The following is a 25,803-nucleotide window of genomic DNA, read 5'->3' on the forward strand; positions in this document are numbered from 1 at the left end:
GGTAGGCAAAGGCGCGCAGCGCCGTGCCCACCATCCCTCGACACGGTGGTGTTTGATTGGTAGGCACGCGTCGCTTTGCCACCCTGCGGCACGCCCAGGCCTCAATTCAACGCCCCGTTCACCATCTGGAAACAACCGCCGCTTACAGTCACCTTCACCTGCCTTGGGGGGAGGGGTGTTTTTCCATGGCTTCGAACGTCCTCGCGCGCCGTTGCGCGATGTTTTTCTTTGCGCTGTCCGTCTGCATCGCGGGCGCTCGCCATATCACGGATGCGCATGCCGCCGGTGCATTTGCGGTCGGCAAGTGCGGCGCTTACGGCCAGGCCTTTGATTATGGCGCCGAGCACGAAGCCCGTGCGGCGGCGCAGAAGCAGTGCAAGGGCGATTGCACGACCGTGACGATGAAGCGCGCCTGCGCCGCGATGTCGGTCGATCTTTCCAATCCCTGCGGCGCCTATGGCTATGCCGTCAAGCCGAAGATCTCGACCACGCTCAATGCCGCCACGCGCGAATGCTACAAATACGGCGGCAAGGAATGCGTGATCCGCGCCTGGGCCTGCGACGCCAAGGGTTGATTCCTGTTGCAGTCATTCCGATCGTGCGTAGCATCGAATCCGGAATGACAGTCGGGGAGTTGCATGCAGTTCGATACCAAGATCGCCATCGTGATTCGTACCGATCTTCAAGCCTGGCAGAAGCTCAACGTCGCGGCCTTCCTCACCAGCGGCATCGCCGCGGCCTTTCCGGAATGCATCGGCGAGCCCTATGAGGACGCGTCGGGCACGAAATATCACGCGCTGATCGGTCAGCCGATCCTGATCTATGGCGCCGACGGTCCCGCATTGACGCGCGCGCTCGATCGGGCCCTGACGCGCAACGTCAAGCCGGCGGTCTATACCGAGGACATGTTCAAGACCACTCATGATGCCGCCAACCGCGAGGTGGTGAGGGCAGTGGCGCGCACCGATCTCAATCTCGTCGGTCTCGCGATGCGCGCGGAGCGCAAGGTGATCGACAAGATCGTCGACGGGTTGAAGTTTCATAGTTGACGTGAACGCGCGCGGTCTTGCGCGCGCTTCCACCTGCGATGCCTCACCCCGGCGGCATGCCCGCGAATTTGGGCAGGTCAGGGTCAAGACGATCCCAGTGATGTCCGCGCGCGGCGAAAGTGACCGCCTGCGGCTTGTAGCGGGCGGGCTCGTCGAGGCTTGCGGCGCGGATCGTGAAGACGTCGGGCTGTGCCGCGAAGGTCATGTACACAGGCACGCCGCACTGTGTGCAGAAACCGCGCGTCTTCACGTTGCCGCTGTTGGCGACCATGTCCCAATGCTTTGCCTCGCCCGTCACCGTGACGCCGTCGCGTGCGAATGTCATGTACGAGCCGTGGGCGCTGCCGCTTTCGCGCTGGCAGTCCCGGCACTGGCAGTGATTGCTGAACAGCGGCTCACCGGCAATCGAATAGCGGATCGCGCCGCAGGCGCAGCCGCCGGTATAGGGCTTGGTCATGCGATTACTCCTTACTTGTCTTCGCCGCTGATCTCGTCGAGCTGGCGGACGACCTTCTTCCAGCCGCCGCTCATGCCCGTGTAGGCCGATTCGTTCCTGGGCAAGACGAAGCCCGCATGAACCAGACGGATCCGCGTGCCGTCCTCGACCGGGGTGAGGGACCACGTCACGACGGTGTCGAGCGGCGCGCCGTAGCCAATGTTGCGCTCATCGCCGCCCTTCCAGGCGTAGACGAGGCGGCGGTTCGGCATGACTTCCAGGACCCGGCAATGGATGACACCATCCCATGCGCCGCCCGGCGTGGTCTGGTAGGTGAAAGAGTTGCCTTCGACGGCCTCGAAACCGGTCGGCGGCATCAGCCAGCGCGCGATCAGCTGGGCGCTGGTCAGCGCCTTCCAGATCGTCTCCGGCGCATGAGGGAGCACCTCGTCGATGACGATGTCTTTTGTCTCGGCTTTCAATCCAACAGCACTCACGGGTCGATCTCCTTCAAGAGGTCACGCAGGTTCTGGAAGCGCTCGCGCCAGAACACGCCGTAATGGTCCATCCAGGAGACCAGCGGTTCGAGGCCTTGCGGCGCGGCACGGTAATAGACGTTGCGGCCCTCGGCACGCTCGGCGACGAGGCCGGCCTGCTTGAGGGACTTCAAATGTTGCGAGATCGCGCCTTGCGTCACGCCACTTCCCCGCGTGATTTCAGCGACGCTGATCTCCGTGCTCTCGAACACGCGTTCGAAGACGGCGCGTCGCGTCGGGTCCGCGAGGGCGCGCATGACGGTGGTAACGGGATTTGGGGCGGCTTCGATCATAGGATTAGATTAGCCGTCGCTAATGAATTAGTCAATACTAATTTGTGGACCAGATTGGGTCCGTAGCGCTGTCTTGACTATGACTGACTGGTCAGTCATATCCGATCAATGACCAGGAAACCCGCCAAAGCCGCCACGCCGCCCGCAGCTCGCTCCAACGCGAAGGCCAATTCACGCGCTGGGGAGGATGCGGTGTCCGCGCCGAGCCGTGCCACGCGCGCGGCGGAGCGGCGCGCGGCGATCGTGGATGCCGCGATGGAGGAATTCATCGCGCGGGGCTTTGCCGCGACGCGGCTCGACGACATCGCGAAGCGTGCGGGTGTCGCCAAGGGCACCATCTACCTGCACTTCAAGGACAAGGAATCGATGTTCGAGGAGCTGGTCCGGACGGTGATCGTGCCTGTCGTGACCCGGTTGACGGCATTGCCGCCACCGGCGGGCTCGGTGCGCGATCTGGTCGAGGCGTTTGCGAGCAACTTCCTGAAGGAGGTCATCGGCACCAGGCGCGGCGATCTCGTGCGCCTGATCGTGGCCGAGGGGCCGCGGTTTCCCTCCGTGGCCGACTTCTACTACCGCGAGGTCGTCTCGCGCGGCATCTCCGCCATGCGCGCCCTGATCGAGCTCGGCATCGCCCGCGGCGAGATCCGCCAGAAGAACCTGGCGCATTACCCGCAGATCCTGGTCGCACCCGCGATGATCGCGGTGATCTGGCAGAGCCTGTTTGCGCGGCACGCGCCGCTCGACGCGCAGGACATGCTGCGCGTTCATCTCGATTTGATTTTTGGCGAACGGAGCACGACATGAGGTCGTCGCAAGCAATTTCTGTACTCGCATTGATCGCGGTCCTCGCGACCGGGCTTGCCGGCTGCAAAGACAAGCGTGATCCCGGCTTCCAGGGCTGGGTCGAGGCTGACATGATCTTCGTTAGCCCAGACGAGGCGGGTCGCGTGACGAAGCTCAACGTCCGCGAGGGCGATCAGGTCAAGGTCGGCGATCACCTCTATTCCGTCGACGACGATCTCCAGCTTGCCGATCTCAACCAGAACAAGGCGACGCTGGCGAATGCGCAGCAAACCTACGATCGCGCGGCTTCGCTGAGCAAGACCGGCTCGGGCACGCAGGCCAATCTCGACTCGGCCGTCTCCGCCTTGCGCGTCGCCGAGGCGCGGGTGGCGACCTCGGAGACGCGGATGGCGCGGCGCAAGGGCTTTGCGCCGGTCGCCGGCACCATCCAGCAGATCTATTTTCGCGAGGGCGAGATGGTGGCGGCCCAGCGGCCCGTGCTCTCGATCATGCCGCCCGGCAACATGAAGCTGCGCTTCTTCGTGCCGGAGACCGAGCTGCCGAAGCTTGCGATCGGCGATACGGTGCGGATCGCGTGCGACAATTGCGCCGCCGATCTCACCGCAAACATCTATTTCATCGCAACCTCGGCCGAATACACGCCGCCTGTCATTTACAGCCTCGAGGAGCGCAACAAGCTCGTCTATCTGATCCAGGCGCGGCCTTCGCGTCCCGACGCCTTGCGCGTCGGACAGCCGATCGACGTCTATCTCAATCCAAAAACTCCGGTGGCGGACAAACGATGAGCGGCAATGGCATCGCGATCGACGTCAAGGGCCTGACCAAGTCGTTCGGCGGCCGGGAGGTCGTGCACGATCTGTCGATGCAGGTGAAACGCGGCTCGATCTACGGCTTCCTCGGGCCGAACGGCTCCGGCAAGACGACGACCATCCGCATCCTCTGCGGCCTGCTCACACCCGACAGCGGCGAGGGCACCTGCCTCGGCTACGACATCCTGAAGGACGCCGAAAAGATCAAGCGCCAGGTCGGCTACATGACCCAGCGGTTCAGCCTGTATCAGGACCTGTCGGTGCGCGAGAATCTCGAATTCGTCGCGCGGCTCTATGGCCTTGCCGACGCCCGCGGCGCCGCGCGCGACATGATCAAGCGGATCGGGCTCTCGGGACGCGAGGAACAGCTCGCGGGCGAACTCTCCGGCGGCTGGAAGCAGCGGTTGGCGCTAGGTGCCTGCACATTGCCCAGTCCGAAACTGCTGCTGCTCGACGAGCCGACCGCCGGCGTCGATCCCAAAGCGCGGCGCGATTTCTGGAACGAGATTCATGCACTCGCGGCCGACGGTCTCACCGTGCTGGTCTCGACCCACTACATGGACGAGGCCGAGCGCTGTCACGAGATTGCTTATATCGCCTATGGCCATCTGCTCGTGCATGGCACCGTGGACGAGGTGATCGCGAAATCCGCGCTGACGACCTACACCGTGACGGGCGAGGACCTGAACGAGCTCACGGCTGCGCTCACCGGCAAGCCGGGAATCGACATGGTGGCGCCGTTCGGCACGTCGCTGCACGTCTCCGGCCGCGACGTCGCCGCGCTCGAGGCCAGCATCGCGCCGTGGCGCGAAAAAAGCGGACTGCATTGGCACAAATCATCGCCGTCACTGGAAGACGTGTTTATCGAATTGATGAGCCGTTCCAAGGACAATTTCCAATGAGCGCGGTCGATCATCCTGAACCCCAGCACGCGATCCGGGAGCGCTTCGGCTTCTGGAGGCGCTCCTATGCGATGCTGATCAAGGAGTTCATCCAGCTCAAGCGCGACCGCGTGTCATTTGCGATGATCGTGATGCTGCCTGTGATGCAGCTGCTCTTGTTCGGCTATGCCATCAACACCACGCCGCACAATCTGCCGAGCGCGGTGCTGCTTCAGGAGGATTCCGATCTCGCACGCTCGATCCTGAAGGCGCTGGAGAACACCGCCTATTTCCGCTTTCTCTACGAAGTCCACGACGTCGAAGATTTCGACAATCTCCTGAAATCCGGCAAGGTTCTGTTCGGCGTCGAGATCCCGCGCGGCTTCGAGCGGGCAGTGCGGCGCGGCGATAAGCCGGCGCTGCTGGTCGCGGCTGACGCCACCGATCCAGTGGCGGCGAGCGCGGCGATCGGCTCGCTCGGCATGGTCGTGCAGACCGCACTCAAGCACGATCTCTACATCGGAGATCCCCCGGAGATGCCGTTCGAGATCCGCGCGCACGCCCGCTACAACCCCGCCGCCGCGTCGAGCCTCAACATCGTGCCGGGCCTCGTCGGCACCATCCTGACCATGACCATGCTGATCTTCACCGCGCTCTCGGTCACGCGCGAGGTCGAGCGCGGCACGATGGAGAGCCTGCTGTCGATGCCGATCAAGCCGGTCGAGGTGATGTTCGGCAAGATCATTCCCTACGTGCTGGTCGGGTTCGTGCAGGCGTTCCTCATCATTGGCATCGGGGTCGGCCTGTTTGGCGTGCCGGTGCTCGGAAATCTGTTCCTGCTGGCGCTGCTCTCGACGCTCTTCATCACGACCAATCTGGCGATCGGGTACACGATCTCGACGCTGGTGCAAAACCAGCTCCAGGCGATGCAGATGTCGATGATGTTCTTCCTGCCGAGCATCTTGCTGTCCGGATTCATGTTCCCGTTCGCCGGGATGCCGGCCTGGGCGCAATATGTCGGTGAGTGCCTGCCGCTGACGCATTATTTGCGCATCGTCCGCGCCATCATGCTGAAGGGTGCGAGCATGCAAAATTTGCGTTTCGACGCGTTGGCGCTGGCGGTCCTGATGCTGCTCGCCATGACCATCGCCGTGACGCGCTTCCGCCGCACGCTGGATTGAGGCAAGATGCCCCTGGAATCAAGGGGGCGGAATGGTCAGTTTTGCGAGCAGGAAGGCCCGGCAGCATGCCGTGATGTCCGAAGACTTCGAGCGCGAGCTGACGCGCGAGGTGCTGCGCACCGAGCTCGTGCGAGTGAGGGCGCTGATCACGACGGGCTGCGTCATCGTCGTGTTCCTCACCGCGATCTACCTCGTCAATTCCTCCGTGGTGCAGCGGGTCTGGCGGGGCACGGAGGGGCTTGCCGAGGTCTATGGTCTCCTGACCGGCTTCATCCTGTTCGAGGTCTGGGTCCACAGCCAGATCAGGCGAAACCTCAAGCTCGACCGCGATCTGCCGGTGATCCGGCGCTATATCGGCGCGCTGATCGAGACCTCGCTGCCGACCGTCATCCTGATCCTGCAGATCCGCAGCATGGGCGCGAGCCAGGCGCTCGGCTTCGTCGTGCCGCTGATCTATTTCATTTTCGTCATCCTCTCGACCCTGCGGCTTGACTTCTGGCTGTCCACCTTCACCGGCTTCGTCGCTGCGGGTGAGTTGCTCGCTGTGGCGCTGATCTTCGATCCCGCCAGCGGGAGCGGCGAGCCGCAGATCTATTTCCACGCGGTGCGAAGCACCATCATCCTGATCTGCGGCGTGCTTGCAGGCGCGGTCGGTGCGCAGCTCCGCCGCCAGTTCGCCGCAAGCATTGCCGCAGCGACCGCGCGCGACCGGGTGACCAACCTGTTCGGTCAGCACGTTTCGCCGCAGGTGGTGGAGCGGCTGATGGCGGCGGGGACGAGCGCCGCCGGCGACCTCCGCCGCGTCGCCGTGATGTTCGTCGATTTCCGCGGCTTCACCGCCGGCGCGCAGTCGCGCACCCCGCAGGAGGTGGTCGACCGGCTCGACGGCGCCTTCGCCGTCCTGGTCGACATTCTCGACCGCGAGGGGGGCATCGTGAACAAGTTTTTGGGCGACGGCTTTCTGGCCCTGTTCGGCGCGCCGCTGGAGACCTCCGACGCCGCGCACCGCGCGGTCGCCGCGGGCCGCGAGATGCTGACCGCGATGGCGCGCATCAACGCGCAGACGAGCTGGCCGCTCAGAATCGGAATCGGCATCCATTTCGGCGAGGTCGTCGCCGGCAATATCGGCTCGCCCCGGCGCAAGGAATACACGGTGATCGGAGACACCGTGAACTTCGCCTCCCGGCTGGAGGCGCTGAACAAGGAGTTCGGCTCGCAGCTCTTGATCTCGGCGGCGGTCCACGAGGCGCTGGGCGAGGACGGCGACGATGCGGTGTCGCTTGGGGAGGTCGAGGTGCGCGGCTATGAGCAGAAGGTGGCGGTGTTTCAACTGGGGTGAGGGCCGCCGCCTGCGCCTTCACTTGTGAGTCGCGTTTCGTTGAAGCGGCTCGCGTTTCGTTGAAGGCGCGTGATGAAATATCCTTGGTAGCTTTGGGTCTTGCACGGTGGAAGCCGAAAATCTCAGCTTCCCTTTGTTACCCGGAGAAAGCCAATGACTCGATCGATCCTTGTTGCAGCCGCCCTGATCGCCGCTGTCACCCAAAGCCAGGCCGCATCGGCGCGGGACAGCGTGCCGCGCCGCGCCGCAACTCACGTGGCGGCCGACTGCGTCAGGGCTCCGGCAGCAGGCGCGTATGCCTCTGCGCCTTACGCACAGCCGCCTTGCCTGCCCAACACGGCGTCCGCGTACTAACTCGCGGCAGAGACGAAGCCGGGCCGGTGAAGTCCGCCAGCCCGGCGTCGCGAACGCTGATGGCGGACTGCGCGGGATCTCGCGCTGGAGGCCGAGTAGATTCGGCGCCGTATCGCAACGGCGCGGCCGGCGAAGATTTTGCGAAGACGGCCTACCCGCTGCTGCGCAACGCGTACGGCCTCGATCGACTGCTCTGGGGCAGCGACTGGCCGCACACGCAGTTCGAGAAGGCGCAAAGCTACGCGAAGAACCGGCGATTTATCGATGGGCTGATCGTCGATCAGAGTGAACGCGCGCAAGTGCTCGCATCGCCACGTTCGCTCTGCCGCTTTTGATCCGTCTTCCGCGATTGCTCCGATTGCACTCTATTTTGGGGCATGACGGGCGATGTCGCCGGCTTGTAGAGTGCCGGCGATGCAGCCGACCGAGGCTGCGCTTGCGTGAAGAGGAAGCGAAGATGCAGCGCCGCTACATCACCGTCGACGTGTTCACCGACCGCGCCTTCGGCGGCAACCAGCTCGCCGTGGTGCTGGATGCCGGCGGGCTCTCCACGCAGCAGATGCAGGCGATCGCGACCGAGTTCAACTATTCGGAGACGACCTTCGTACTGCCGCCGCGCGATAAGGCCAACGACGCCGAAGTGCGCATCTTCACGCCGGTGTTGGAGATCGCCTTTGCCGGTCATCCCAATGTCGGCACAGCCTTCGTGCTGGCGTCGCTGGCGAAGGAGCCGAAACCTCGCCTGCTGTTCGAGGAGAAGGCGGGGCTCGTGCCGGTCGAGATCGTGCGGGAGCAGGGCCGGGTGGTCAGAACGGAGCTGACCGCGCCGCAGCCGCTGGCGCGGTATGCGCCACTGTCACCTGCTGAAGCCGCGAGTTGCATCTCGCTCGGCGCGGATGACATCAAGACCGACAACCACGCAGCGCACGTCGTCACCGTCGGAAACGCGTTTCTCGTGCTGGAGCTGCATTCGCGCGAGGCGCTGAAGCGGGCCCGGCCGGATGCCGCGGCCTATGGCAAGATATTGCCACGCGATGGCGCCCGCTCGGTGTGGTTTTATACCCGTGACGTGCCCGCAGCGGAGGCGCCATGTGAGCGCCAGGCGCGCATGTTCATGCGCGGCGCCAGCGGCCTCACCGAGGATCCCGCGACCGGCAGCGCAACCGTCGCAGCCGCCGCGCTGTTCGCCGATCTCGATCCCAGGCGCGACGGCGAGTTGAGGCTCACGGTCGGCCAGGGCTTTGACATGGGCCGGCCCAGCATCCTGCAGACGCGCGTGCGCAAGCAGGACGGCAAGATCGTCTCCGCCCATGTCGGCGGCAGCTGCGTGCAGATGATGGAAGGGACGTTGAGGCTTGATGGGGAGGGTTAGCTCTCTATTCCATCGTCATGCCCGGGCTTGTCCCGCCTGCGCGGCCGAAGCCGCTTCGGCGACGCGAAGGCCCGGGCATCCACGTTCTTCGTGCTGCGTGGCAAGGCGTGGATGGCCGGGACAGGCCCGGCCATGACGGAGAGAGTCGTTCAGGCCTGCCGTCCCGCCAAATTCTTCACCGTTACCCCATCGCGCTCCTCGATGATCTCCGCGATCATCTGGCGGTGGCAATGGGTGTGGTCGCGCTCGTAGCAAAGCAGGCAGACGGGACCGGCTTTCTTCACCAGCGCCGAGAGCTCGTCCATCTGCTCCCTGGCCTCCGGCGTCTTCAGGTGCTTTGAGAAAACCTTCTCCAGTACATCGTATTGCCCGCTGCGGGCGGCGAGGCGGCCTTCCTTGGGCGTGCCGAGCGCTGCCAGATGGACATAGGCGATGCCGCGTTCATCGAGGCCTGCGGCGAGCTGCCTCTTGGAAAAGCCGGGCCGGCGCGATGACGTCACCGCGCGCACGTCGACGACGAGCTTGACGCCGGATTGCTCCAGCTCGTCGAGCACTGCCTTCGGCGGCGTCTGCTCATAGCCGATGGTGAAGAGCTTTTTTGCCTTTGCCATGAGACACCTTTAGCGAAATACCTCAGCTCACCCGTGCGATCAGTTCCATCGCGCCGGCTGGCGCGCGCACCTTGCCCTCGTGGATGACATAGGCGAACACGTCGCGCGGCTCCTTCTTCGGCTTGGCCTTGTCGACCTTCGGCAGGTCGTCGGGTTCGCTTCCCTCGGCCCAGTCCTGAAAGCGCTTGGCCCAGGCATCGAGCTGCTTCGGCGGATAGCAGGTCTTGATCTCGTCATTGCCCTTCTGCAGTCGCGCATAGACGAAATCGCCGGCGACGTCGGCGATCGCCGGATATTTGCCGTGCTCGGCGAACACGACGGGCGTCTCGAATTCGCGGATCAGCGCGACGAAATCCGACGTGCAGAAACTGTCGTGACGGACCTCGACGACGTGGCGCAGCGCGCGTCCCTCGAGCTTGCGCGGCAACAGCTCGAGGAATTTTCCGAAATCGGCGCCGTCGAATTTTTTGGTCGGCGCAAACTGCCACAGCACCGGCCCAAGATGATCGCCGAGTTCCAGCACGCCGGAATCATAGAAACGCTTGATGGAATCCCCGGCCTCGGCCAGCACGCGCCGGTTGGTGGCGAAGCGCGGCCCCTTCACCGAGAACACGAAACCATCAGGCACCTCGCTCGCCCATTTGCGAAAGCTCTCCGGTTTCTGCGAGCCGTAATAAGTCCCGTTGATCTCGATCGAGGTCAGCTTCGAGGCGGCGTAGGACAGCTCCTTGGCTTGCGTGAGCTTCTCCGGATAGAACACCCCGCGCCATGGCTCGAAGGTCCAGCCGCCGATGCCGATGAAGATGTTGCCGGATTTTTTGGACGCGGTTTTTGCTTTGGCCACGGGAGGATCTCGGATGCGGGAGGAGGGCCTCCATCCTAATCAAACCAGTTGTGATTGGCCAGTTGCGACGTCCCGTCTAAGCTCGCGATAGGATCTGCGAAAAAAGGAGAACAAGATGCGGATGCTGATGGTGGGAGCGGCGCTCGTCATGATGACATCTGCTGCCATGATATCTTCAGTTATGGCCGACGATGACGATGCCAAGGGTGCGCAGAAGCTCGCCACGCAGGGCCGCGACGATTATTGGCATTGCCTGGCGCGGGAATATTCGCGCGTCGGCAATCAGGGCCTGTCGGAACAGGATTTTGGCCGCTCCGTCGCCGGAGCCTGTCCGTCGGAGCGACAATACTACCGGGTGGCACTGCTCGATTATCTCACCACGCAATATCCGGATATTGATGCCGGCGCCCATCTCGCGACCGCGAACAGGGCGGTGGAGGCGGCGCAGAAGGACATCGTGACGGCCTTCGTCAAGCACAAGCCGCCGCAGAAATAGCCCATTGAACCGGTGCGTCCGACAAGCCCTTCCGGCAGCGCGCTCATCCATGGTATCACTGGGCGCATCTGGAACAGGGATGGGTTTCCATGTCGTCTGAGTCGGTGGGGGGCATTTTGGGCGCGATCGTCGCGGCGATCGTGCTTGCGATGGCCGTCGTCTTTGGGCCGATCGGCCAGTACGGCAAGCCGCCCAAACCTGCGAAGGCCGAGCCGGCCGGGGCTGCGGCGCCGGCGGCCCCTGCCGCGCCCGTGCCGCGAGGGCCGGTGATCAAGGAAGTCCCGAACCAGTAAGCGCGTGAAAAAGGCCTCTTCCGCCCCTTGTAAAGCGGCGTTACCGTTCCCATTTAGCTTCTAACGGCGACGTTGAGCGAAAAACTCCGGCGCTGGAATGACCTTGGAATAGCACAGGCTGCGCCGGATGTACGCGCGGCCCGCCGTTCCGGGGTCGTTGGCATTTTGGGCCCCTTTTGGGGCCGCCCCCCAGAGAAACCCTGGCTTGCTGGCGCAAGTTCTTGGCAGCACAGGACGCGGCGGATATACGCTGCCGTCATGAATGAAGCGATCAGACCGGGCTCCGACATCCCACAGAAGGCTTCGCCGGCGCCCGAATTGTCGGTCGTCGTCCCGACCTTCAACGAACGCGACAATGTCACGGTGCTGTACCGGCGGCTGGAGGCCGTGCTGGCCGGCATCGCCTGGGAGGTCGTGTTCGTCGACGATAATTCGCCTGATGGCACCTGGGACGTCGTGCGCGCGCTGGCCCAGCGCGATAGCCGCGTGCGCTGTGTCCGCCGTATCGGCCGCCGCGGCCTGTCGGGGGCCTGCATCGAGGGCATCCTAGCCTCCAGCGCGCCCTATGCGGCCGTGATCGACGCCGACCTCCAGCACGACGAGACGCAACTGCCGAAGATGCTGTCGCTGCTCGCGAGCGGGCAGGCCGAGCTCGTGGTCGGCAGCCGCTACATCGAGGGCTACAAGAGCGAAGGCTTCAACAAGCAGCGCGCCGGCGCCAGCGCGCTGGCAACGGAACTCGCCAGGAAAGCGCTGCGGGTCGAGATCGCCGATCCCATGAGCGGCTTCTTCATGGTTCGCCGCGACCGCTTCGAGCAGCTGGCGCCGAAACTTTCCGTGCACGGCTTCAAGATCCTGCTCGACCTCGTCGCAAGCGCTAACGGCACCTTGCGCGCCATCGAAATTCCCTACACGTTCGGCGAGCGCCAGCACGGCGAAAGCAAGCTCGATTCCATGGTCGCGCTGGATTTTCTCGGCCTCGTTCTGGCGAAGTTCACCAACGATGCTGTCTCGTTACGTTTCCTGCTGTTCGCGATGGTCGGCGGGATCGGCCTCGTGGTGCATCTCACCACCCTGTTCATATCGCTCGAGCTGTTCAAGGAGCCGTTCGCGGAAGCGCAGGCCTCCGGCGCCATCGTCGCGATGACCAGCAATTTCGTTCTCAACAACTTCCTCACCTATCGCGACCAGCGGCTGAAGGGCTTTGCGCTGCTGCGCGGCCTGATCGCGTTCTACATCGTGTGCAGCGTCGGCCTGCTGGCCAATGTCGGCGTCGCCTTCTCGGTCTACGACCAGGAGCCGATCTGGTGGCTTGCGGGTGCGGCCGGGGCGCTGATGGGCGTGGTGTGGAACTACGCGATGTCCGGACTGTTCGTCTGGCGCAAGAAATAGCTCACGATGGGCGGGGCTGATGCGCGGATCGTCCGCAATACCGCGCTGGTGATCCTTGCGCTGGTCGGCTTGCGGCTCGTCGCAGCCGCCGTCACGCCGATCACCTTCGACGAAGCCTATTACTGGATGTGGTCGCAGAACCTCGCTGGGGGATATTACGACCACCCGCCGATGGTTGCCTACGTCATCCGCGCCGGTACCCTGATCGCGGGCGACACCGAACTCGGCGTTCGCGTGGTCTCGATCCTGCTCGCGCTGCCGATGAGCTATGCGGTCTATCGCTCCGCCGCGATCCTGATCGGCGGCGCGCGGGTGGCCGCGACCAGCGCCATCCTGCTCAATGTAACGCTGCTGGCCTCGGTCGGCACGCTGATTGTCACGCCCGATGCGCCGCTTCTGGTTGCCTCCAGCTTCGTGCTGTTCTTTCTCGCCAAGGTGCTGGAGAGCGGCCGCGGCATCTGGTGGCTCGCGGTCGGCGCAGCCGTCGGTGCGGCGCTCCTGTCCAAATACACCGCGATGTTCTTCGGGCTGGCGATCCTGATCTGGATCGCTGCCGTGCCGAAACTGCGGCACTGGTTTCTCTCGCCCTGGCCGTATCTGGGCGGTTTCGTTGCGCTCGCGTTGTTCTCGCCGGTGATCCTCTGGAATGCCGATCATCAATGGGTCTCGTTCGCAAAGCAGCTCGGGCGCGCCAGGATCGAGGATTTTCGTCCGGTCTTCATCGCCGAGCTGATTCCGACGCAGATCGCGTTCGCAACCCCGCTGGTGTTCATCCTCGGCGCGATGGGGCTGCACGCGCTGACCTGGCGCCGGGCCGGCGCACTCGCCTCGCGCGTGCTGATCGAGACGATGTTCTGGACCATCGTCGCCTATTTCGTCTGGCATTCGCTGCATGCCCGCGTCGAGGCCAACTGGTTCGCGCCGGTCTATCCGCCTTTCGTCATCGCGGCGGCCGCCGCCGCCAATCTGGTGCAGTGGAAGCCGCGGCAGCGTCGCCTGGTGGATTTCTGCCTGCGCTGGGCCGCACCCACCGGCATCGTGATGTTTGCCGCGCTGATCGTGCAGGCCAATACCGGCTGGCTGTCCGGCTATCGCCGCGATGCGACCGTGCGTAGCGTCGGCGTCGGCTGGCGCGAGCTCGCTGCCGAAATCGAAGCGGTGCGAGCTCGCAATGGCGCGACCTGCGTGCTTGCCCCGGACTACGGCACGACGGGCTGGCTCGCCTTCTATCTGCCGCGCGGCAGCTGCGTGGCGCAGCAAAACCAGCGCATCCGCTGGGCCAACATGCCCGAGCCGGATCCAAAGCTGCTTGCGGGCAAACTGATCTATGTCGACGAGCTGCGCTCTGACGGCCATCCCGCCGTCCACGATCTCTTTGCCAAGGTGACGCAGGTCGCGCAATTGCAGCGCAAGCGCGGCCCGCTCGTGATCGAGACTTACAGCATCGATCTGCTCGAAGGCGCCAAGGGCGACGTGCTGGACCGCTCGCCGCCGCCGGAAGCGCGGTAGCTCTCCTCGGAACGACGACGAAAGTTCAGTTGATCATCTCGGCCTTGGTCGAGGCCTGGTTCGGCCTGTCCTGGTCGCGCCAGAACCAGACGCTCACGACGCCGGAGCGGCCGCGGACCTGCGTGAGCAGGGGGCCCGACAGAACGCCGTGGGGAGCGCCCTGGAAATCGGCCGCATCCAGCAGCGTATCGCTGAGCGCGAGACGCGCGCCGTTTTTAGCAGCGACCTCCATCAACCGGCTCGCGACGTTGACGGTGTCGCCCGTCGCCGTGATGTGCTGATGGCTTTCGCCGAGGCGGGAGGCGACGATCGGGCCGAAATGCGCGCCGATCTTGAAGCCGAGCTGATCCCTGATCGCTGGCGGCAACCACGCGATCCAGCGCTCGACGCCGCGGTGCAGGTCGATCGCGCATTTCAGCGCGCGTGCGGCGTCGTCGGGCATCGCGCCGGGCAGGCCGAACAGGATCATGGCGCCGTCACCGAGAAAGCCGCTGATCATGCCGCCGCAATCGACCGCGGTCTTCTCGATCAGCGCGTGAAACGCCTTCAGAATGTCCTGGAGTTCACCCGGATCGATCCGCTCGCTCAGCGCCGTGAAGCCGGAGAGATCGATGAAGACCATTGCTGCGTCCTGCCGGACGGGTGTTGACAGGAAATTCGGATCCCGCGCCAGCCACTCCTGCACGGCCGGCGCCTGGAATTGCGCGAGCGACCGGCTCTTGGCGGCAAAATATTGCGTGCGGCGGCCTCCCGCCCACAATTGCACGCCGGCAAAGACCGCAACCGGCGGCACTGCCGCGGCGAGCGTGCTCGCGGCGTTCAACCAGACGCCATGCGTGAACGCAAACAGATTGAACCCGGCCCAGGCGATCATCACCGCGGCCGCGGCGACGATGCCGAGCGCGCTGCGCCGCCAGGCGAGCAGGCCCACCAGCAGCACCGGCAGCAGGATCGCGATGAGCGCGTCGGCGATGTGGACCTTGCGGTCGCGCACGATGCTGTCCCCGGCGACGAGATGGGTGATCGCGGTGGAGACCACTTCGACGCCGGGCATTAGAGAATCGAACGGTGTTGGGTAAAAATCACCGCCGCCGGCGACCGAGGCCCCGATCACGACGATCCGGTTCTCGATCGCCGCGCGACTTAACGTGCCGTCGAAGATGCTCTGTGCGCTGACGGTGCGGATGGTCCGGCGCGGGCCGTAATAGGTGATCGGTAGCGCGAAGTCGGCATCGGTGGGCACCGCGCGGTCGCCGAGCATCAGATGGTCCGGCGCGATCGTCAGCGACTTGTCGAGCGCGCGCGCCGCGACCCGCAACGGAAAGGACAGCTCGACCTTGTCGCTCGTCCGGAACAGCATCGGCACCGAGAGCGGCGAGCCCGATTGTCCGGTCGCAACATTGACGACGCCGACCTCGGCATGATCGGCGAACGCCGGCAAGGGCAGCAGGAAGCGCTCGGCCTGCGGCAGCGCGGCGAGGGGGCCTTGGCCGCTGGTCTCCACGGTCTCGCTGGCGGACGGGAAGATCGCTGCGGCGGCAAGGACGATGGGACCCGTAGCCAGCGTATTTGCCAGCGTAGCGTCGCCGATCGCAGCGCTGCGATCGACCAGCAGCAGGTCGATCGCGACGACCTTCGGCTTGAACTGCACGATGGTGTCGACGACGCGGGCGAGATCGGCGCGCGGCAGCGGATAGCTGCCGCCGCGCTTCACGACGGTGTCGTCGATCGCGACGATGGTGACGAGATCGGGCGGAACCCGCACGCCGCGGACCTGCGTCCGCCAATCCGTCAGCGTCGCCTCGAGGCGATCGAGAAACCGCAGATGACCGTTGGCGTGACCGGCATAGATGCCCGCGCCCCACAGTGCGGTGAGGACGAGTGCCACCAGGATCTGAACGCGTCGGCTACTCATGTGGTCGTGTTGCAATTTCTCTATCGTCCAAATGCTGTTCGCCGCGCCCAGGTGACCCGAACCATTGGCCAAGTCTTACTGACCAAGTCTTGCCATCAACGCGTCGACGCGCGGCTGGCCCCATGTCTTGACCGTCAACGGGCCTGTGGCTTCCACGTCGACGCCTTGGCCACGGTCTAATACCACGCTGCGCCCACCATTCCTTCGGCTCACGCCGACACGGCCGTCAGCCACGAAGACGGAGGTCTTGGCCTCTGCGACATCGACCGCCCATTTCGTGCCGCGCACCGCGGCGATCGCCTGCGGCGTCAGCACCTTGAAGGGATTGCCGCCGGGCTTCTTGGGCACCTCGACCAGCAGCGCTTTGCTGCTCAACTCCACCGAGTCTATATGTCCGTCGCGGTTAGCGTCCTTAAGTTCAAATCTGGCACCGCTTTCGGCAACGATCGTGATGCCGTTGTCGCAGCGCCAGGTCTGCGTACCGGCAGCAGATGGCGTCGCCGTGCAGCCCACATTGGCGGCAGGCTGGGCAATCGCGTGTCCGATCAACAGAAACGACCCCGCCAGAGCGAAAAACCCTGCGCGCACGAACTCTCTCATGCCAGCCTCCGTTTGCGTGCTCGGCACAGTTCAAGGCGATCTTGATACGGTACCGTATCACACGCAGAGGCTGCTGAAAAGTGCCGGTTGCCGTAGCTATTTTCTCGCTGCGGCCTTTTCCAGTGCGGTGCGATCAACTTTCGGTCAGGGCACCTGCTCGCGTGCGCGGTGTAGCTGCTGACAACCGCGCTGCGGCTGCGGAGCAGAGGGTGCTTGCGCACCAGCCTCGCGCAACGCTTCCCCGCTATCTTCCGGGTATTGAACACCACGAAAACGACTTGGTTGGATGGCCTTAGAGATGCGGCCGGAGACGGTCGCCGGCAACGCCAATCCCGCCGAGAATTATAGTTAACAGACGCCCTTAAGTCCGTAGTTCTGCGGGCTTTTTTCTCGAAATGGGACACCCGAACGGGTTGCCTCACATCCGCCCGAACTTAATCCGCATTTAACTAAAAGTGGCCTTAATGACGCTCCGACCCTCTGCGAGATGCTGTTCCCGGATCGTGACCAGCGGCGCTTCGAAGGGGGACCGAGTGACACCGTTCTGGACGCAAGGCGAATGAGTACGAGTATCGCTGCGCAAGGCATCGCGGCACGAAAGTCCAAAGGATTCTCGAGCAATTCCTATCGGAAGCCTTCCCGGAAAATGACCACCCAAAACGTGCTTGGCGCCGCCGTGATCGGCTGCGTCGTGCTTGGCGCCGGCTGGACCATCTACAGCAACATCTTTGCCGCCAGCGTCTATCCGACCGTCGGCAGCAGCGGCTACGACGAGCCCGTGATCAAGCGGGCGCCCAGGGTCGCGCTGCGCGAGGCCGGTGAGGCCGTCAAGGACGCCTTTGCGCTCTTGCCCGACCGCTTGCAGGTGGCAGCGCCGATCTCGCGCGAGATGTTCAACGATCGCTTTGCCGCGGCTGCGACCCAAGGCGTGACATCGAATGCGGCCAGCGCCGCGCCCGCAACCAAGGTCGCCGAAGCCAAGGACGCGCCGAAGCCGAGCGTGATCGCGAGGGTCGCGGAAGTCCTGAAGCCAGGTCCCGCCAAGATCGCTGACGCTGCGAAGTCCAAGCGCGGCGCTGACGCGCCGCTGCAGCTTGCCTCGGCAGATCCGGCCGAGATCGTGCCGGCGCCTGAGGCGAAGCCAAAATCGATTGCCGATCGCGCCAAGGCTGCGGTGATGTCGATTACCGGACCGCGCCAGTCGATGGTGGAAAAGCTCTGGGGCAAGCGCGAGCCGTCCGGTGGGCTGCTCGCCTATGCCTCGGCCGACGCCAGCGTGACCGCCTCCATCGCGCCGAGGGAGCAGAACCCCATGCTCGGCGGTTCGGCGCCCTATGAGCGTGACACCGCGGTCTACGACATCTCCGCTAAAACGGTTTACTTGCCCGACGGCACCAAGCTCGAGGCGCATTCCGGCCTCGGTTCCAACCTCGACGACCCGCGCTCCTCGCGCGTCCGCATGCGCGGTGTGACGCCGCCGCATATCTACACGCTGAAACCGCGCGAGGCGCTGTTTCACGGCGTGCCTGCGCTGCGCCTGACCCCGATTGGCGGTGAGAGCGCGATCTACGGCCGCGACGGCCTGCTCGCGCATACCTTCATGCTCGGGCCCAACGGCGATTCCAACGGCTGCGTGTCGTTTAAGGATTATTACGCGTTCCTCGACGCCTACCGCAACAAGGGCATCCGCAAGCTCGCGGTGCTGGCGCGCGTGGACTAGGCTCAGTCAATTCGAGATCACGCAAAAGGGCCGCTTGCAGCGGCCCTTTTCTGTTTCGCTTCGCGCGTGCGTTTTAGCCCGGCCAGCACTGCCCGCCGCCGTCGATCCGCAGCACCTGACCGGAAACGAAGGCGCCCATGGGCCCTGCGAAGAATTCGACAACGCGCGCGACCTCGTCGACGGTTGCGATCCGGTCGAGCGTGCCGGTCTCGACCATTCTGTCGGGGTCGACTGCACGCGTTCCGAGGAAGCGGCCGGTGCGGGTATCTCCGGGCGCGATGCAGTTGACGGCGACGTCGTAGGGGCGGAGCTGGTCGGCCAGGCATCGCGTGTAATGGATCACGCCGGCCTTCGAGACCGCATAGATCGAGCCTTGGGTACGTCCCTTGAAAGCGGCGACGGAGCCAAGCGTCACGATGCGGCCGCGTCGGCGCTCCATCATGCCGCGCGCGACCGCCTGGCATGTCAGGATGGTGGAGAGCAGATTGCGCTCCAGCACCGCGCGCACGTCGGCCTCCTTGATATTCACCGCATCGTTCGGATCGGGCTTGCCGCCGCCGGCCGCGATATCGCCCCCGGCATTGTGCACGAGAATGTCGATCGGGCCGAGTGCCGCTTCGGTCTCCGCGATGACGCGTGCGATGTCCTCGCCCTTGGTGAGATCGCCGAGCACGCGCTGGCTGCGAACGCCGAATTCGCGGCCGATCTCGACGGCGACCGCGGTGAGGGTGGTGCCCTCGCCATACTCGGCCGGCCCGTTCTCGCGCATGCCGTGGATAGCGACGTCAGCGCCGAGCGCGGCAAGCTTCTCTGCAAAAGCGCGGCCGAGCCCGCGTCCCGCGCCGGTCACCAGTGCAACTTTGCCTGCCAGAAGCTTGTTGGTGTCATGCGATGTCATGATCTTGTTCCTGTTGTGAATGTCAGTCTGCGGCGAGGTCGAGGCCGATCGCCAACGCCTGCACGAGGCACATCGGTGCGACAAGCGTACGCAGCGCGGGCTCAGGCATGTCCTGGATCTCGAACACGACGCTCGCGCCCTCGACGATCGGGCTCAAAAGGCTGTCGGTGATGGAAATCGTGGGCACGCCCCGCGCGACGAGTTCGGGAAACAAGCGCGCCGTATCCGGATAGTAATTTCGGAAGCTGATCGCGACCAGCGCGTCGTCTGATGTCGCCGCGTGCGACTGCTCGTGGATGCTGCCGCCAAGGCCGTCGAGCAGGACGACGCGCCGTCCGAGCTTGCGCAGCACGTACGCGAGGTGGATCGCAACCGGGAACGAGCCGCCCAGGCCGAGCAGATAGATGTCACGTGCCTTGGCAAGGATCGCGGTTGCGGCGTCGAGTTCGCGCGCATGGACGGATTGGCTGAGCGTGACCAGCGATGATTGCGCTTCGGACACGAAACGCGACAAGACCGCGGCCGGCTGGCGGCCGAGCACTGACTTCTCCTGGCTCTTCATGCGGGCGAGGCGCGCCTTGTAGCTTGGCGCGACGCCGGCGACGAGACGGGAGCGGAACACCTGCTGCATCTCGGTGAAGCCGCCGAACCCGAGCGCATGCGCGAAGCGAACGATCGCCGACGGCGGCACCCCTGAGCGCTGCGCCACCTCGGCCACGGTGCCGAGTGCGACATCGGTCGGGTGATCGAGCACGAACTCCGCGATCTGCTGCAGCCGGCCGGACAGTGCCCGGTGCCGCTGCGCAATCGCGCCGCGCAGTTCGTCATAAGTCATGGCGCCAGCCGCCTTGTTCATCGAGTCGGATCTCCGGATCGGTCGCCTGTTTAACGGCATTTCACCATTTGGATCAAATATTCTACTTTACATAATATATGGAATGAATATTCTAATCCCACAAGAAGCAAAAGACTTCGGAAACGGGAGGACACGATGAGAGGGCGTCAGATCTCACGGCGAAGCGTTCTGAAGGGCAGCTTGATGGCGAGCGTCATCGGCGGCGCCGGCAGCTTCTTTGGGCCGTGGAGGCAGAATCATGCCTGGGCGCAAGGCGCGAAACCGATCAAGCTGGGCCTGACGTGCGATGCCAGCGGTCAATACGGCAACAGCGGCCAGGATGATTTCCGCGGCATCAAGATGGCGATCGACGAGATCAACGCCAAAGGTGGCGTACTTGGGCGCCAGGTCACTTTCATCACGGCGGACACCGAGACGACGCCAGCTACGGGCAGCCGCGTCGCGGAACGTTTCATCACTCGCGAGGACTGCACCATCCTGATCGGCGCGCTGCATTCGGGCGTCGCCAACGCCATCACACAGGTCGCCCGCAAATATGGTGTGATCTACATGAACACCAATTCCTCCGCGCCCAGCGAAGCCGGGGAGAACTGCTCGCGCGTGAAATTCGTATGGGACGGCAACGGCACCAATTTTTCCAAGGCGTCGGTCAAGAACGCGGTGGACTCCATCGGCAAGAACTGGATGCTGCTGACCAACGACTATGTCTGGGGTCACACGACGTCTGCCGCGACCAGGACGCAGGTCGAGAGCGCCGGTGGCAAGATCCTCGACAATCTGCTGGTGCCGCAGAACACGCGCGACTTTACTGCCTATCTGCTGAAGATCCAGCAGGCCAAGCCCGATGTTGTGGCGACCGCCGTTGGCGGCGACGATATCAAGGCATTGCGCGAGCAGGTGGCGCAGCTCAAGCTCGACGGCAAGCCGGCCTGGATCAACAACCAGCAGGACTGGCCCGACGTATGGGGTGCGCCTGACAGCCTGTTCGGCGTGTTCGGCACCACTTGGTATCACAAGCTGCCGCTGCCCGGCGTCGCCGAATTCGTCAAGAAGTGGCAGGCCGCCAACAAGGACGGCCCGATCCCGGTGCCGGGCAACGTCTCCTACAACGGCTACATGTCCACGCGCGAACTGCTCCGTGCGATCGAGCGGGCAGGGTCGACCAACAACGTCAAGATCATCAAGGAGCTCGAGAACCTGAAGGTCTCGGCGACCGATCGCATGCAGCATTTCGACGCCTACATGGATCCGATGACGCACCAGATGCAGCAGACGATCTATCTGGCGCGGCGCAACGCCAAGCCGGTCGACAATGCCGATCTGTTCGAGATCATCAGCTGGACGGAGCCGAAATCGGCCGCCGATGATGCGGCACCCGGCAAGTGCAAGCTCACCCCCTACGAGCAGGTGCCGACCGTCGACTCCTAGAGACGGTGCGTCACATCGCAGAACGAGCGGCGCGCCTCCGGGACCGTCAGCCTCCCGGATGACACATGCCAGTTGCGAGAGCCAAGAACCTTGTTCGACCTTCTTCCGCATCTCCTCAACGGCCTGACGCTCGGCCTGTTGTTCGCGCTGATCGCACTCGGCTTCATGCTCATCGTCGGGCTGATGGAGCAGATCAACCTCGCGCACGGCTCCCTGTTCGCGCTCGGGGCTTATGTCGCCATGCAGCTCACGGGGCCGCGCCCTCCATTGCCGATGGAACTTGCGAAAGCGTGGCTCGCGCTGCCGCTCGGCTGGCGCTATGCGGCGACGTTGATCATTGCTCCCGTGATCGTGAGTCTGGTCGGCATGCTGATCGAGCTCTGCATGCGGCGCACTTACGGCAAGGATCCGCTCTACGGGCTGCTCCTGACCTTCGGCGCCGCGATGGTGATCGAAGAGATGATCCGCCTGGTGTGGGGCACGCGCGACTACGTGCTGCAGGTGCCGTCCGCCATCAACGGCGGCTTCCTGTTCGGCGACCTGATCTGGTCGACCTATCGCTTCTACGCAGCGGGCATCGCGGCCGGGGTCATCGGCCTGGTCTGGCTGTTGATCGAAAAGACCTCGTTCGGTGCGACGGTCAAGGCCGGCGCGCATGACAGCGAGATCGTTCGCGCGCTCGGCATCAACCTGTCGCGGTTGCGGATGCTGGTCTTCGTGTTCGGCACGATGCTGGCCGCGATCGCGGGCATCATCGTCGCGCCGATCTGGGGCATTCGCCCGCATATGGGCGTCGATGCGGTCATTCCTGCGTTCCTGGTGATCGTGCTCGGGGGCGTCGGCAGCTTTTGGGGTGCGGTCGTGGCGGGTCTTTTGGTCGGACTGTGTGTCGGCCTTGCCGGCGCCTACGCGTCCGAATGGTCGCTGTTGTCGATGTACATCTTGCTCGTGGCCGTCGTGACGTTCCGCGCGCGCGGCCTCTGGGGCAAAAAAAGCGTGCTCGAGGCCTAAAGGGAATGATTGTGGGACCAAAATCTTCACCGGACGCTGCGCGCCTCGTGACGCCGACGATGCTGGTGCTCTGGCTCGTGCTTGCAACGGTGCCGCTCTGGATCACGCGGATCGGGCTCTATCCCTATCTCGGGATCGAGATCCTGATCTGGTCGCTCTATGCGCTCGCATTCAACCTGGTGCTGGGCACCGCCGGACTTCCGTCGTTCGGTCATGGTGCCTATTTCGGCATCGGCGCCTACGCGTTCGGTCTCTGTCAGTTCGACATCGTCGCCAATCTCTGGATATGCCTGATTGCCGCGGCCGCGGCGGCAGGTCTCGCCGGCGTGCTGGTGGCGCTGTTCATCTCGCACAGGCGCGGCATCTATTATGCCTTCATGACGATTGCCTTCGGCCAGATCTTCTGGACGTTGGCGATAAAATCGCACCGGATCACCGGCGGCGAAGACGGCCTTCTCAAGATCAAACGGTTGCCGGCCGATTTCGGGCTTGTGTCGTTCGATCTCAACGACAATGTCGCGTTCTACTATTTCGTGCTCGCCGTCTTTGCGGTCGGCACCGCCGCATTGTGGAGGCTGGTGCACTCGCCCTATGGCCGCGTGGTCGCTGCGATCAGGCAGAGCGAAATTCGCGCGAGCCATCTCGGCTATAATGTGTGGCTCTACAAAGTCGCGATCTTTGCGCTGTCGGCCGCCGTCTCGGGGTTTGCCGGCGGATTGTTCGCCATGGCGCAGCTCGCCGCATTCCCCGACGTCATGAGCCTGCATCAATCCGGCTACGTCGTGATGATGACGCTCGTCGGCGGTGGCCTCGTCAGCTTCTGGGGTCCGGTGATTGGCGTATTTCTCTTCCTCACCGCCCGAGACGTGATCGGTGCGCTGACCAATGCCTGGATGCTCCATTTTGGTCTGCTCTTCATCGCCATCGTGCTGTTTCGCCCCGAAGGCATTGCCGGCGCGATATCCGCTGCCGTGCAGCAGCACTCACTCGGCGCCTTACGGCAGCGCGGTACCTCGGCGATGCGGCTGCTGTTCGGGAGCGGGCGATGAACATGATCGAAGCCGCGGCCGTTCATGTCCGCTTCGGCGACCGCGTCGTGCTGGAGAGCGTCGATCTCGCGGTCGCGGAGGGCGAGTTTCACGGTGTGATGGGCCCGAACGGTGCCGGCAAAACCACGTTCTTCAATGTCCTCACCGGCCGGGTGAAACCGAATCGTGGTCGAGTCCTGCTCGCCGGCGAGGATGTCACGGGCCTCAGCCCGCACCGCATCGCCGCCAAGGGCATCGCCCGCTCGTTTCAGATCATGACACTGTTCGACGAATTCTCCGCGCGTGACAACGTCATGATGGGCTTGCCCGAGTTTCGCGCCCGTGGCCACGATGTCGCGCGCGCAGCGGCGGGCGACAGCCGGCTTGCCGCGAAGGCCTCTGAATCGCTGGCGGCAGTCGGGCTTGCCGACAAAGGCGACATCCGCGCCAAGGACCTGTCCTATGGCGACCGGCGCGCGCTGGAGATCGCGGTCGCCCTGGCGCAGGCGCCCCGGGTGGTGTGCCTGGACGAGCCGACCTCCGGCCTCGGCTCCGACGGGGTGCACCGGCTCGCAGCCCTGATTGCTCGCCTGAAGGGGCGGCTGACCATCGTCGCGATCGAGCACGATATGGAGTTCCTGTTCTCGTTGGCTGACCGGATCTCGGTCATCCATTGGGGCCAGGTGGTGGCGCGCGGAACGCCACACGAACTGCAGCAGAACGAATGGGTGCGGCGCTCCAATCTCGGGAAGTTCGCATGATCCTCGAAGTGGACGCGGTCGATACCTTTTACGGCGAGACCCAGGCGCTGTTCGGCGCCTCGCTTGCCATCGAGCACGCCAAGGTGTTTGCGCTGCTCGGCCCTAACGGCGCCGGCAAGACGACCATGCTCCGCTCGATTCTGGGGCTGACGCGTCCGCGCCGCGGCTCCGTTTGTTTCGACGGTCACGACGTCACGCGCGATCCGACCCACGAGATTGCGCGCGCCGGCATCGGCTGGGTACCCGACGACCGCCGGCTGTGTCCGACATTGACGGTTGCGCGCAACCTGTCGATCGCGCAAAAGCGCACGCGCTTTCGCCACTGGAGCGTCAAGGAGGCCGCTGCGATCTTCTCACCGCTCGAATATCTCATGGAGCGCGACTGCGAAAACCTGTCGGGCGGCGAAATGCAGATGGTGGCGATCGCCCGCGCGCTGGTCGGCTCGCCGGGACTGGTGCTGTTCGACGAGCCGAGCCAGGGACTGGCGCCGAAAATCGTCGGCGACGTGCTTGCGACGATCCTGCGCATGAAGGATGAGGGTATTGCCTCGCTGGTCGTGGAGCAGAACGCCGAGATCGCGCTGTCGGTCGCAGACCATGCCGCGGTGATCGATCGCGGCCGGATCGTCTGGACCGGGGAGGCCGCGGCCTTGCGCGATGACCGCGGGCTTCGTCAGCGCTTGCTGGGAGTACAATAAGTGGCCGCACCGCTGCTCGTTCTCGACGACGTTCGAAAGGTCTATACACGGGGCCGCGTGATCCGCCGACCGACATTCACGCTACAGGCAAACCTGTCGCTGGACGAACCTGATATCGTCGGTGTCGTCGGCCCGAATGGCGCCGGCAAGACGACCTTGTTCGAGATGATGACGGGCTCGAACGCCCCGACCTCCGGGCGCGTGCTGGTCGCGGGCACCGATATCCATGGTGTCAAATATCGCGAGCGCGACCGGCTCGCGATCCACTATCACCAATCCTATCAGGTTAGGCGCTTCCGGAAGCGCATTCCGTCCGCCTTCCTGGCGCCGTCGCCAACCCGGACGCCGCTGGTTCACCTGTTCGACGAACCGCAGTTCAACCTGCAGGATGGCTATATCGGCTTCATGCTCGATTTCTTCCGCAAGCTGCGCGACGAGGGGCGGCTGGTCGTTCTCTGCATGCATCCGACGGCGGCCTGGCACCTCGACATCCTTGCCGAGATCGCCGGGCGATTCCTCTTTGTGGCCGGCGGTGGGGTGACACGCATGGCCGATTTCGGCGCTCTGGTCGCCGAGCCACGCTTCCGCTCCTATCTGGGGCCGGAGATGACAAAGGCGGCGGACGCGATTTGTCACCGAGCTATTCCCATCCCGACCTAACGCAGAAAAAAGCGACCACAGGAGAATCC

The 25,803-nt window shown here is 64.3% G+C and carries 29 protein-coding genes; 20 read left to right on the top strand and 9 right to left on the bottom strand.

Annotated elements, in window-relative coordinates; translation table 11 throughout:
• The first annotated feature begins 185 nt into the window (after nucleotides 1-185).
• Together IVB50_RS22330 and IVB50_RS22335 are read left to right on the top strand one after the other, a co-directional pair.
• A complete protein-coding gene (locus IVB50_RS22330; protein WP_247297307.1) occupies nucleotides 186-575 on the top strand; it encodes a DUF4189 domain-containing protein in 390 nt (129 codons plus the stop codon).
• A 63-nt stretch (nucleotides 576-638) separates the two neighbouring features.
• The gene (locus IVB50_RS22335) at nucleotides 639-1,049 is read left to right on the top strand and encodes a DUF2000 family protein (RefSeq protein ID WP_018455589.1); all 411 of its coding nucleotides are present in this window, start codon (nucleotides 639-641) and stop codon (nucleotides 1,047-1,049) included.
• Between the two features lie 43 nt (nucleotides 1,050-1,092).
• Here IVB50_RS22335 and IVB50_RS22340 read toward each other — a convergent pair whose 3' ends face one another.
• Genes IVB50_RS22340 through IVB50_RS22350 form a run of 3 tightly spaced genes read right to left on the bottom strand, consistent with a single transcriptional unit; the run spans nucleotide 1,093 to nucleotide 2,314 of the window.
• Entirely contained in the window at nucleotides 1,093-1,506 is a 414-nt protein-coding gene (locus IVB50_RS22340; protein ID WP_018455590.1) for a GFA family protein, read from the bottom strand.
• Nucleotides 1,507-1,517: 11 nt separating this feature from the next.
• Nucleotides 1,518-1,982, bottom strand: coding sequence for an SRPBCC domain-containing protein (locus tag IVB50_RS22345; protein ID WP_247297309.1), 465 nt, complete (start codon nucleotides 1,980-1,982; stop codon nucleotides 1,518-1,520).
• Nucleotides 1,979-2,314, bottom strand: coding sequence for a metalloregulator ArsR/SmtB family transcription factor (locus IVB50_RS22350; RefSeq protein ID WP_018455592.1), 336 nt, complete (start codon nucleotides 2,312-2,314; stop codon nucleotides 1,979-1,981). Before IVB50_RS22350 ends, IVB50_RS22345 begins: the two co-directional genes overlap by 4 nt.
• 108 nt (nucleotides 2,315-2,422) lie before the next feature.
• On the opposite strand from IVB50_RS22350, the gene IVB50_RS22355 reads away from it, so the two are divergent.
• The 7 genes from IVB50_RS22355 (at nucleotide 2,423) to IVB50_RS22390 (ending at nucleotide 9,054) form a co-directional block, all read left to right on the top strand.
• On the top strand, nucleotides 2,423-3,118 hold the full coding sequence (locus IVB50_RS22355; protein ID WP_018455593.1) for a TetR/AcrR family transcriptional regulator: 696 nt from the start codon (nucleotides 2,423-2,425) through the stop codon (nucleotides 3,116-3,118).
• Complete coding sequence (locus tag IVB50_RS22360) at nucleotides 3,115-3,903, top strand: efflux RND transporter periplasmic adaptor subunit (RefSeq protein WP_247297310.1); 789 nt, start codon at nucleotides 3,115-3,117, stop codon at nucleotides 3,901-3,903. The genes IVB50_RS22355 and IVB50_RS22360 overlap by 4 nt, the downstream gene beginning before the upstream one ends.
• Complete coding sequence (locus IVB50_RS22365; protein WP_018455595.1) at nucleotides 3,900-4,829, top strand: ABC transporter ATP-binding protein; 930 nt, start codon at nucleotides 3,900-3,902, stop codon at nucleotides 4,827-4,829. Before IVB50_RS22360 ends, IVB50_RS22365 begins: the two co-directional genes overlap by 4 nt.
• Entirely contained in the window at nucleotides 4,826-5,989 is a 1,164-nt protein-coding gene (locus tag IVB50_RS22370; protein WP_018455596.1) for an ABC transporter permease, read from the top strand. Before IVB50_RS22365 ends, IVB50_RS22370 begins: the two co-directional genes overlap by 4 nt.
• Nucleotides 5,990-6,020: 31 nt before the next feature.
• Nucleotides 6,021-7,328: an adenylate/guanylate cyclase domain-containing protein gene (locus tag IVB50_RS22375; protein ID WP_018455597.1), complete on the top strand. Its 1,308-nt coding sequence runs from the start codon at nucleotides 6,021-6,023 to the stop codon at nucleotides 7,326-7,328.
• 380 nt (nucleotides 7,329-7,708) lie between these two features.
• Nucleotides 7,709-8,017 (top strand): amidohydrolase family protein, encoded by a 309-nt coding sequence (locus IVB50_RS22385; protein ID WP_240550529.1) that lies wholly within the window; start codon nucleotides 7,709-7,711, stop codon nucleotides 8,015-8,017.
• Between the two features lie 122 nt (nucleotides 8,018-8,139).
• Entirely contained in the window at nucleotides 8,140-9,054 is a 915-nt protein-coding gene (locus tag IVB50_RS22390; RefSeq protein ID WP_085396321.1) for a PhzF family phenazine biosynthesis protein, read from the top strand.
• A gap of 149 nt (nucleotides 9,055-9,203) precedes the next feature.
• On the opposite strand, the gene IVB50_RS22395 is transcribed toward IVB50_RS22390, so the two are convergent.
• Both IVB50_RS22395 and IVB50_RS22400 read right to left on the bottom strand, forming a co-directional pair.
• Complete coding sequence (locus tag IVB50_RS22395; protein ID WP_018455600.1) at nucleotides 9,204-9,665, bottom strand: DUF488 domain-containing protein; 462 nt, start codon at nucleotides 9,663-9,665, stop codon at nucleotides 9,204-9,206.
• A 22-nt stretch (nucleotides 9,666-9,687) separates the two neighbouring features.
• Nucleotides 9,688-10,509, bottom strand: coding sequence for a DUF72 domain-containing protein (locus IVB50_RS22400; RefSeq protein ID WP_085385045.1), 822 nt, complete (start codon nucleotides 10,507-10,509; stop codon nucleotides 9,688-9,690).
• A 115-nt stretch (nucleotides 10,510-10,624) separates the two neighbouring features.
• Between IVB50_RS22400 and IVB50_RS22405 the strand changes: the two genes are divergently transcribed.
• The 4 genes from IVB50_RS22405 to IVB50_RS22420 all read left to right on the top strand — a co-directional run bounded on the left by IVB50_RS22405 (nucleotide 10,625) and on the right by IVB50_RS22420 (nucleotide 14,199).
• Nucleotides 10,625-11,005: a hypothetical protein gene (locus IVB50_RS22405; protein WP_085351074.1), complete on the top strand. Its 381-nt coding sequence runs from the start codon at nucleotides 10,625-10,627 to the stop codon at nucleotides 11,003-11,005.
• A gap of 89 nt (nucleotides 11,006-11,094) precedes the next feature.
• Nucleotides 11,095-11,298: a hypothetical protein gene (locus tag IVB50_RS22410; protein WP_085351075.1), complete on the top strand. Its 204-nt coding sequence runs from the start codon at nucleotides 11,095-11,097 to the stop codon at nucleotides 11,296-11,298.
• 258 nt (nucleotides 11,299-11,556) lie between these two features.
• Nucleotides 11,557-12,690: a glycosyltransferase family 2 protein gene (locus IVB50_RS22415; protein WP_085351076.1), complete on the top strand. Its 1,134-nt coding sequence runs from the start codon at nucleotides 11,557-11,559 to the stop codon at nucleotides 12,688-12,690.
• 6 nt (nucleotides 12,691-12,696) lie between these two features.
• Nucleotides 12,697-14,199, top strand: a complete 1,503-nt coding sequence (locus tag IVB50_RS22420; protein ID WP_204511628.1) for a glycosyltransferase family 39 protein — start codon at nucleotides 12,697-12,699, stop codon at nucleotides 14,197-14,199.
• Nucleotides 14,200-14,224: 25 nt separating this feature from the next.
• Here IVB50_RS22420 and IVB50_RS22425 read toward each other — a convergent pair whose 3' ends face one another.
• Nucleotides 14,225-16,114: an adenylate/guanylate cyclase domain-containing protein gene (locus tag IVB50_RS22425; RefSeq protein WP_247297313.1), complete on the bottom strand. Its 1,890-nt coding sequence runs from the start codon at nucleotides 16,112-16,114 to the stop codon at nucleotides 14,225-14,227.
• Nucleotides 16,115-16,189: 75 nt separating this feature from the next.
• Entirely contained in the window at nucleotides 16,190-16,714 is a 525-nt protein-coding gene (locus tag IVB50_RS22430; RefSeq protein WP_026232987.1) for a FecR domain-containing protein, read from the bottom strand.
• 646 nt (nucleotides 16,715-17,360) lie between these two features.
• Here IVB50_RS22430 and IVB50_RS22435 point away from each other — a divergent pair.
• Nucleotides 17,361-18,434 carry a DUF2778 domain-containing protein gene (locus IVB50_RS22435; RefSeq protein WP_018455608.1) on the top strand — a complete coding sequence of 358 codons (1,074 nt, stop codon included), beginning with the start codon at nucleotides 17,361-17,363 and terminating at the stop codon, nucleotides 18,432-18,434.
• Nucleotides 18,435-18,507: 73 nt separating this feature from the next.
• Here IVB50_RS22435 and IVB50_RS22440 read toward each other — a convergent pair whose 3' ends face one another.
• Nucleotides 18,508-19,332, bottom strand: coding sequence for an SDR family NAD(P)-dependent oxidoreductase (locus IVB50_RS22440; protein WP_247297316.1), 825 nt, complete (start codon nucleotides 19,330-19,332; stop codon nucleotides 18,508-18,510).
• A gap of 22 nt (nucleotides 19,333-19,354) precedes the next feature.
• A complete protein-coding gene (locus tag IVB50_RS22445) occupies nucleotides 19,355-20,188 on the bottom strand; it encodes a MurR/RpiR family transcriptional regulator (RefSeq protein WP_018455610.1) in 834 nt (277 codons plus the stop codon).
• A gap of 135 nt (nucleotides 20,189-20,323) precedes the next feature.
• Between IVB50_RS22445 and IVB50_RS22450 the strand changes: the two genes are divergently transcribed.
• The 6 genes from IVB50_RS22450 to IVB50_RS22475 all read left to right on the top strand — a co-directional run bounded on the left by IVB50_RS22450 (nucleotide 20,324) and on the right by IVB50_RS22475 (nucleotide 25,774).
• Nucleotides 20,324-21,616: an ABC transporter substrate-binding protein gene (locus IVB50_RS22450; RefSeq protein WP_247297318.1), complete on the top strand. Its 1,293-nt coding sequence runs from the start codon at nucleotides 20,324-20,326 to the stop codon at nucleotides 21,614-21,616.
• 90 nt (nucleotides 21,617-21,706) lie between these two features.
• The gene (locus IVB50_RS22455) at nucleotides 21,707-22,627 is read left to right on the top strand and encodes a branched-chain amino acid ABC transporter permease (protein ID WP_085351081.1); all 921 of its coding nucleotides are present in this window, start codon (nucleotides 21,707-21,709) and stop codon (nucleotides 22,625-22,627) included.
• 5 nt (nucleotides 22,628-22,632) lie between these two features.
• Nucleotides 22,633-23,676, top strand: a complete 1,044-nt coding sequence (locus tag IVB50_RS22460) for a branched-chain amino acid ABC transporter permease (protein ID WP_247297320.1) — start codon at nucleotides 22,633-22,635, stop codon at nucleotides 23,674-23,676.
• A complete protein-coding gene (locus IVB50_RS22465; RefSeq protein WP_247297322.1) occupies nucleotides 23,673-24,416 on the top strand; it encodes an ABC transporter ATP-binding protein in 744 nt (247 codons plus the stop codon). Before IVB50_RS22460 ends, IVB50_RS22465 begins: the two co-directional genes overlap by 4 nt.
• Nucleotides 24,413-25,114: an ABC transporter ATP-binding protein gene (locus IVB50_RS22470; RefSeq protein ID WP_247297324.1), complete on the top strand. Its 702-nt coding sequence runs from the start codon at nucleotides 24,413-24,415 to the stop codon at nucleotides 25,112-25,114. Before IVB50_RS22465 ends, IVB50_RS22470 begins: the two co-directional genes overlap by 4 nt.
• Complete coding sequence (locus IVB50_RS22475) at nucleotides 25,115-25,774, top strand: ATP-binding cassette domain-containing protein (RefSeq protein WP_204511621.1); 660 nt, start codon at nucleotides 25,115-25,117, stop codon at nucleotides 25,772-25,774.
• Nucleotides 25,775-25,803: the final 29 nt, after the last annotated feature.

It is taken from the genome of Bradyrhizobium sp. 87, from assembly GCF_023073015.1.
In the GTDB taxonomy this organism is placed as follows: domain Bacteria; phylum Pseudomonadota; class Alphaproteobacteria; order Rhizobiales; family Xanthobacteraceae; genus Bradyrhizobium; species Bradyrhizobium canariense_D.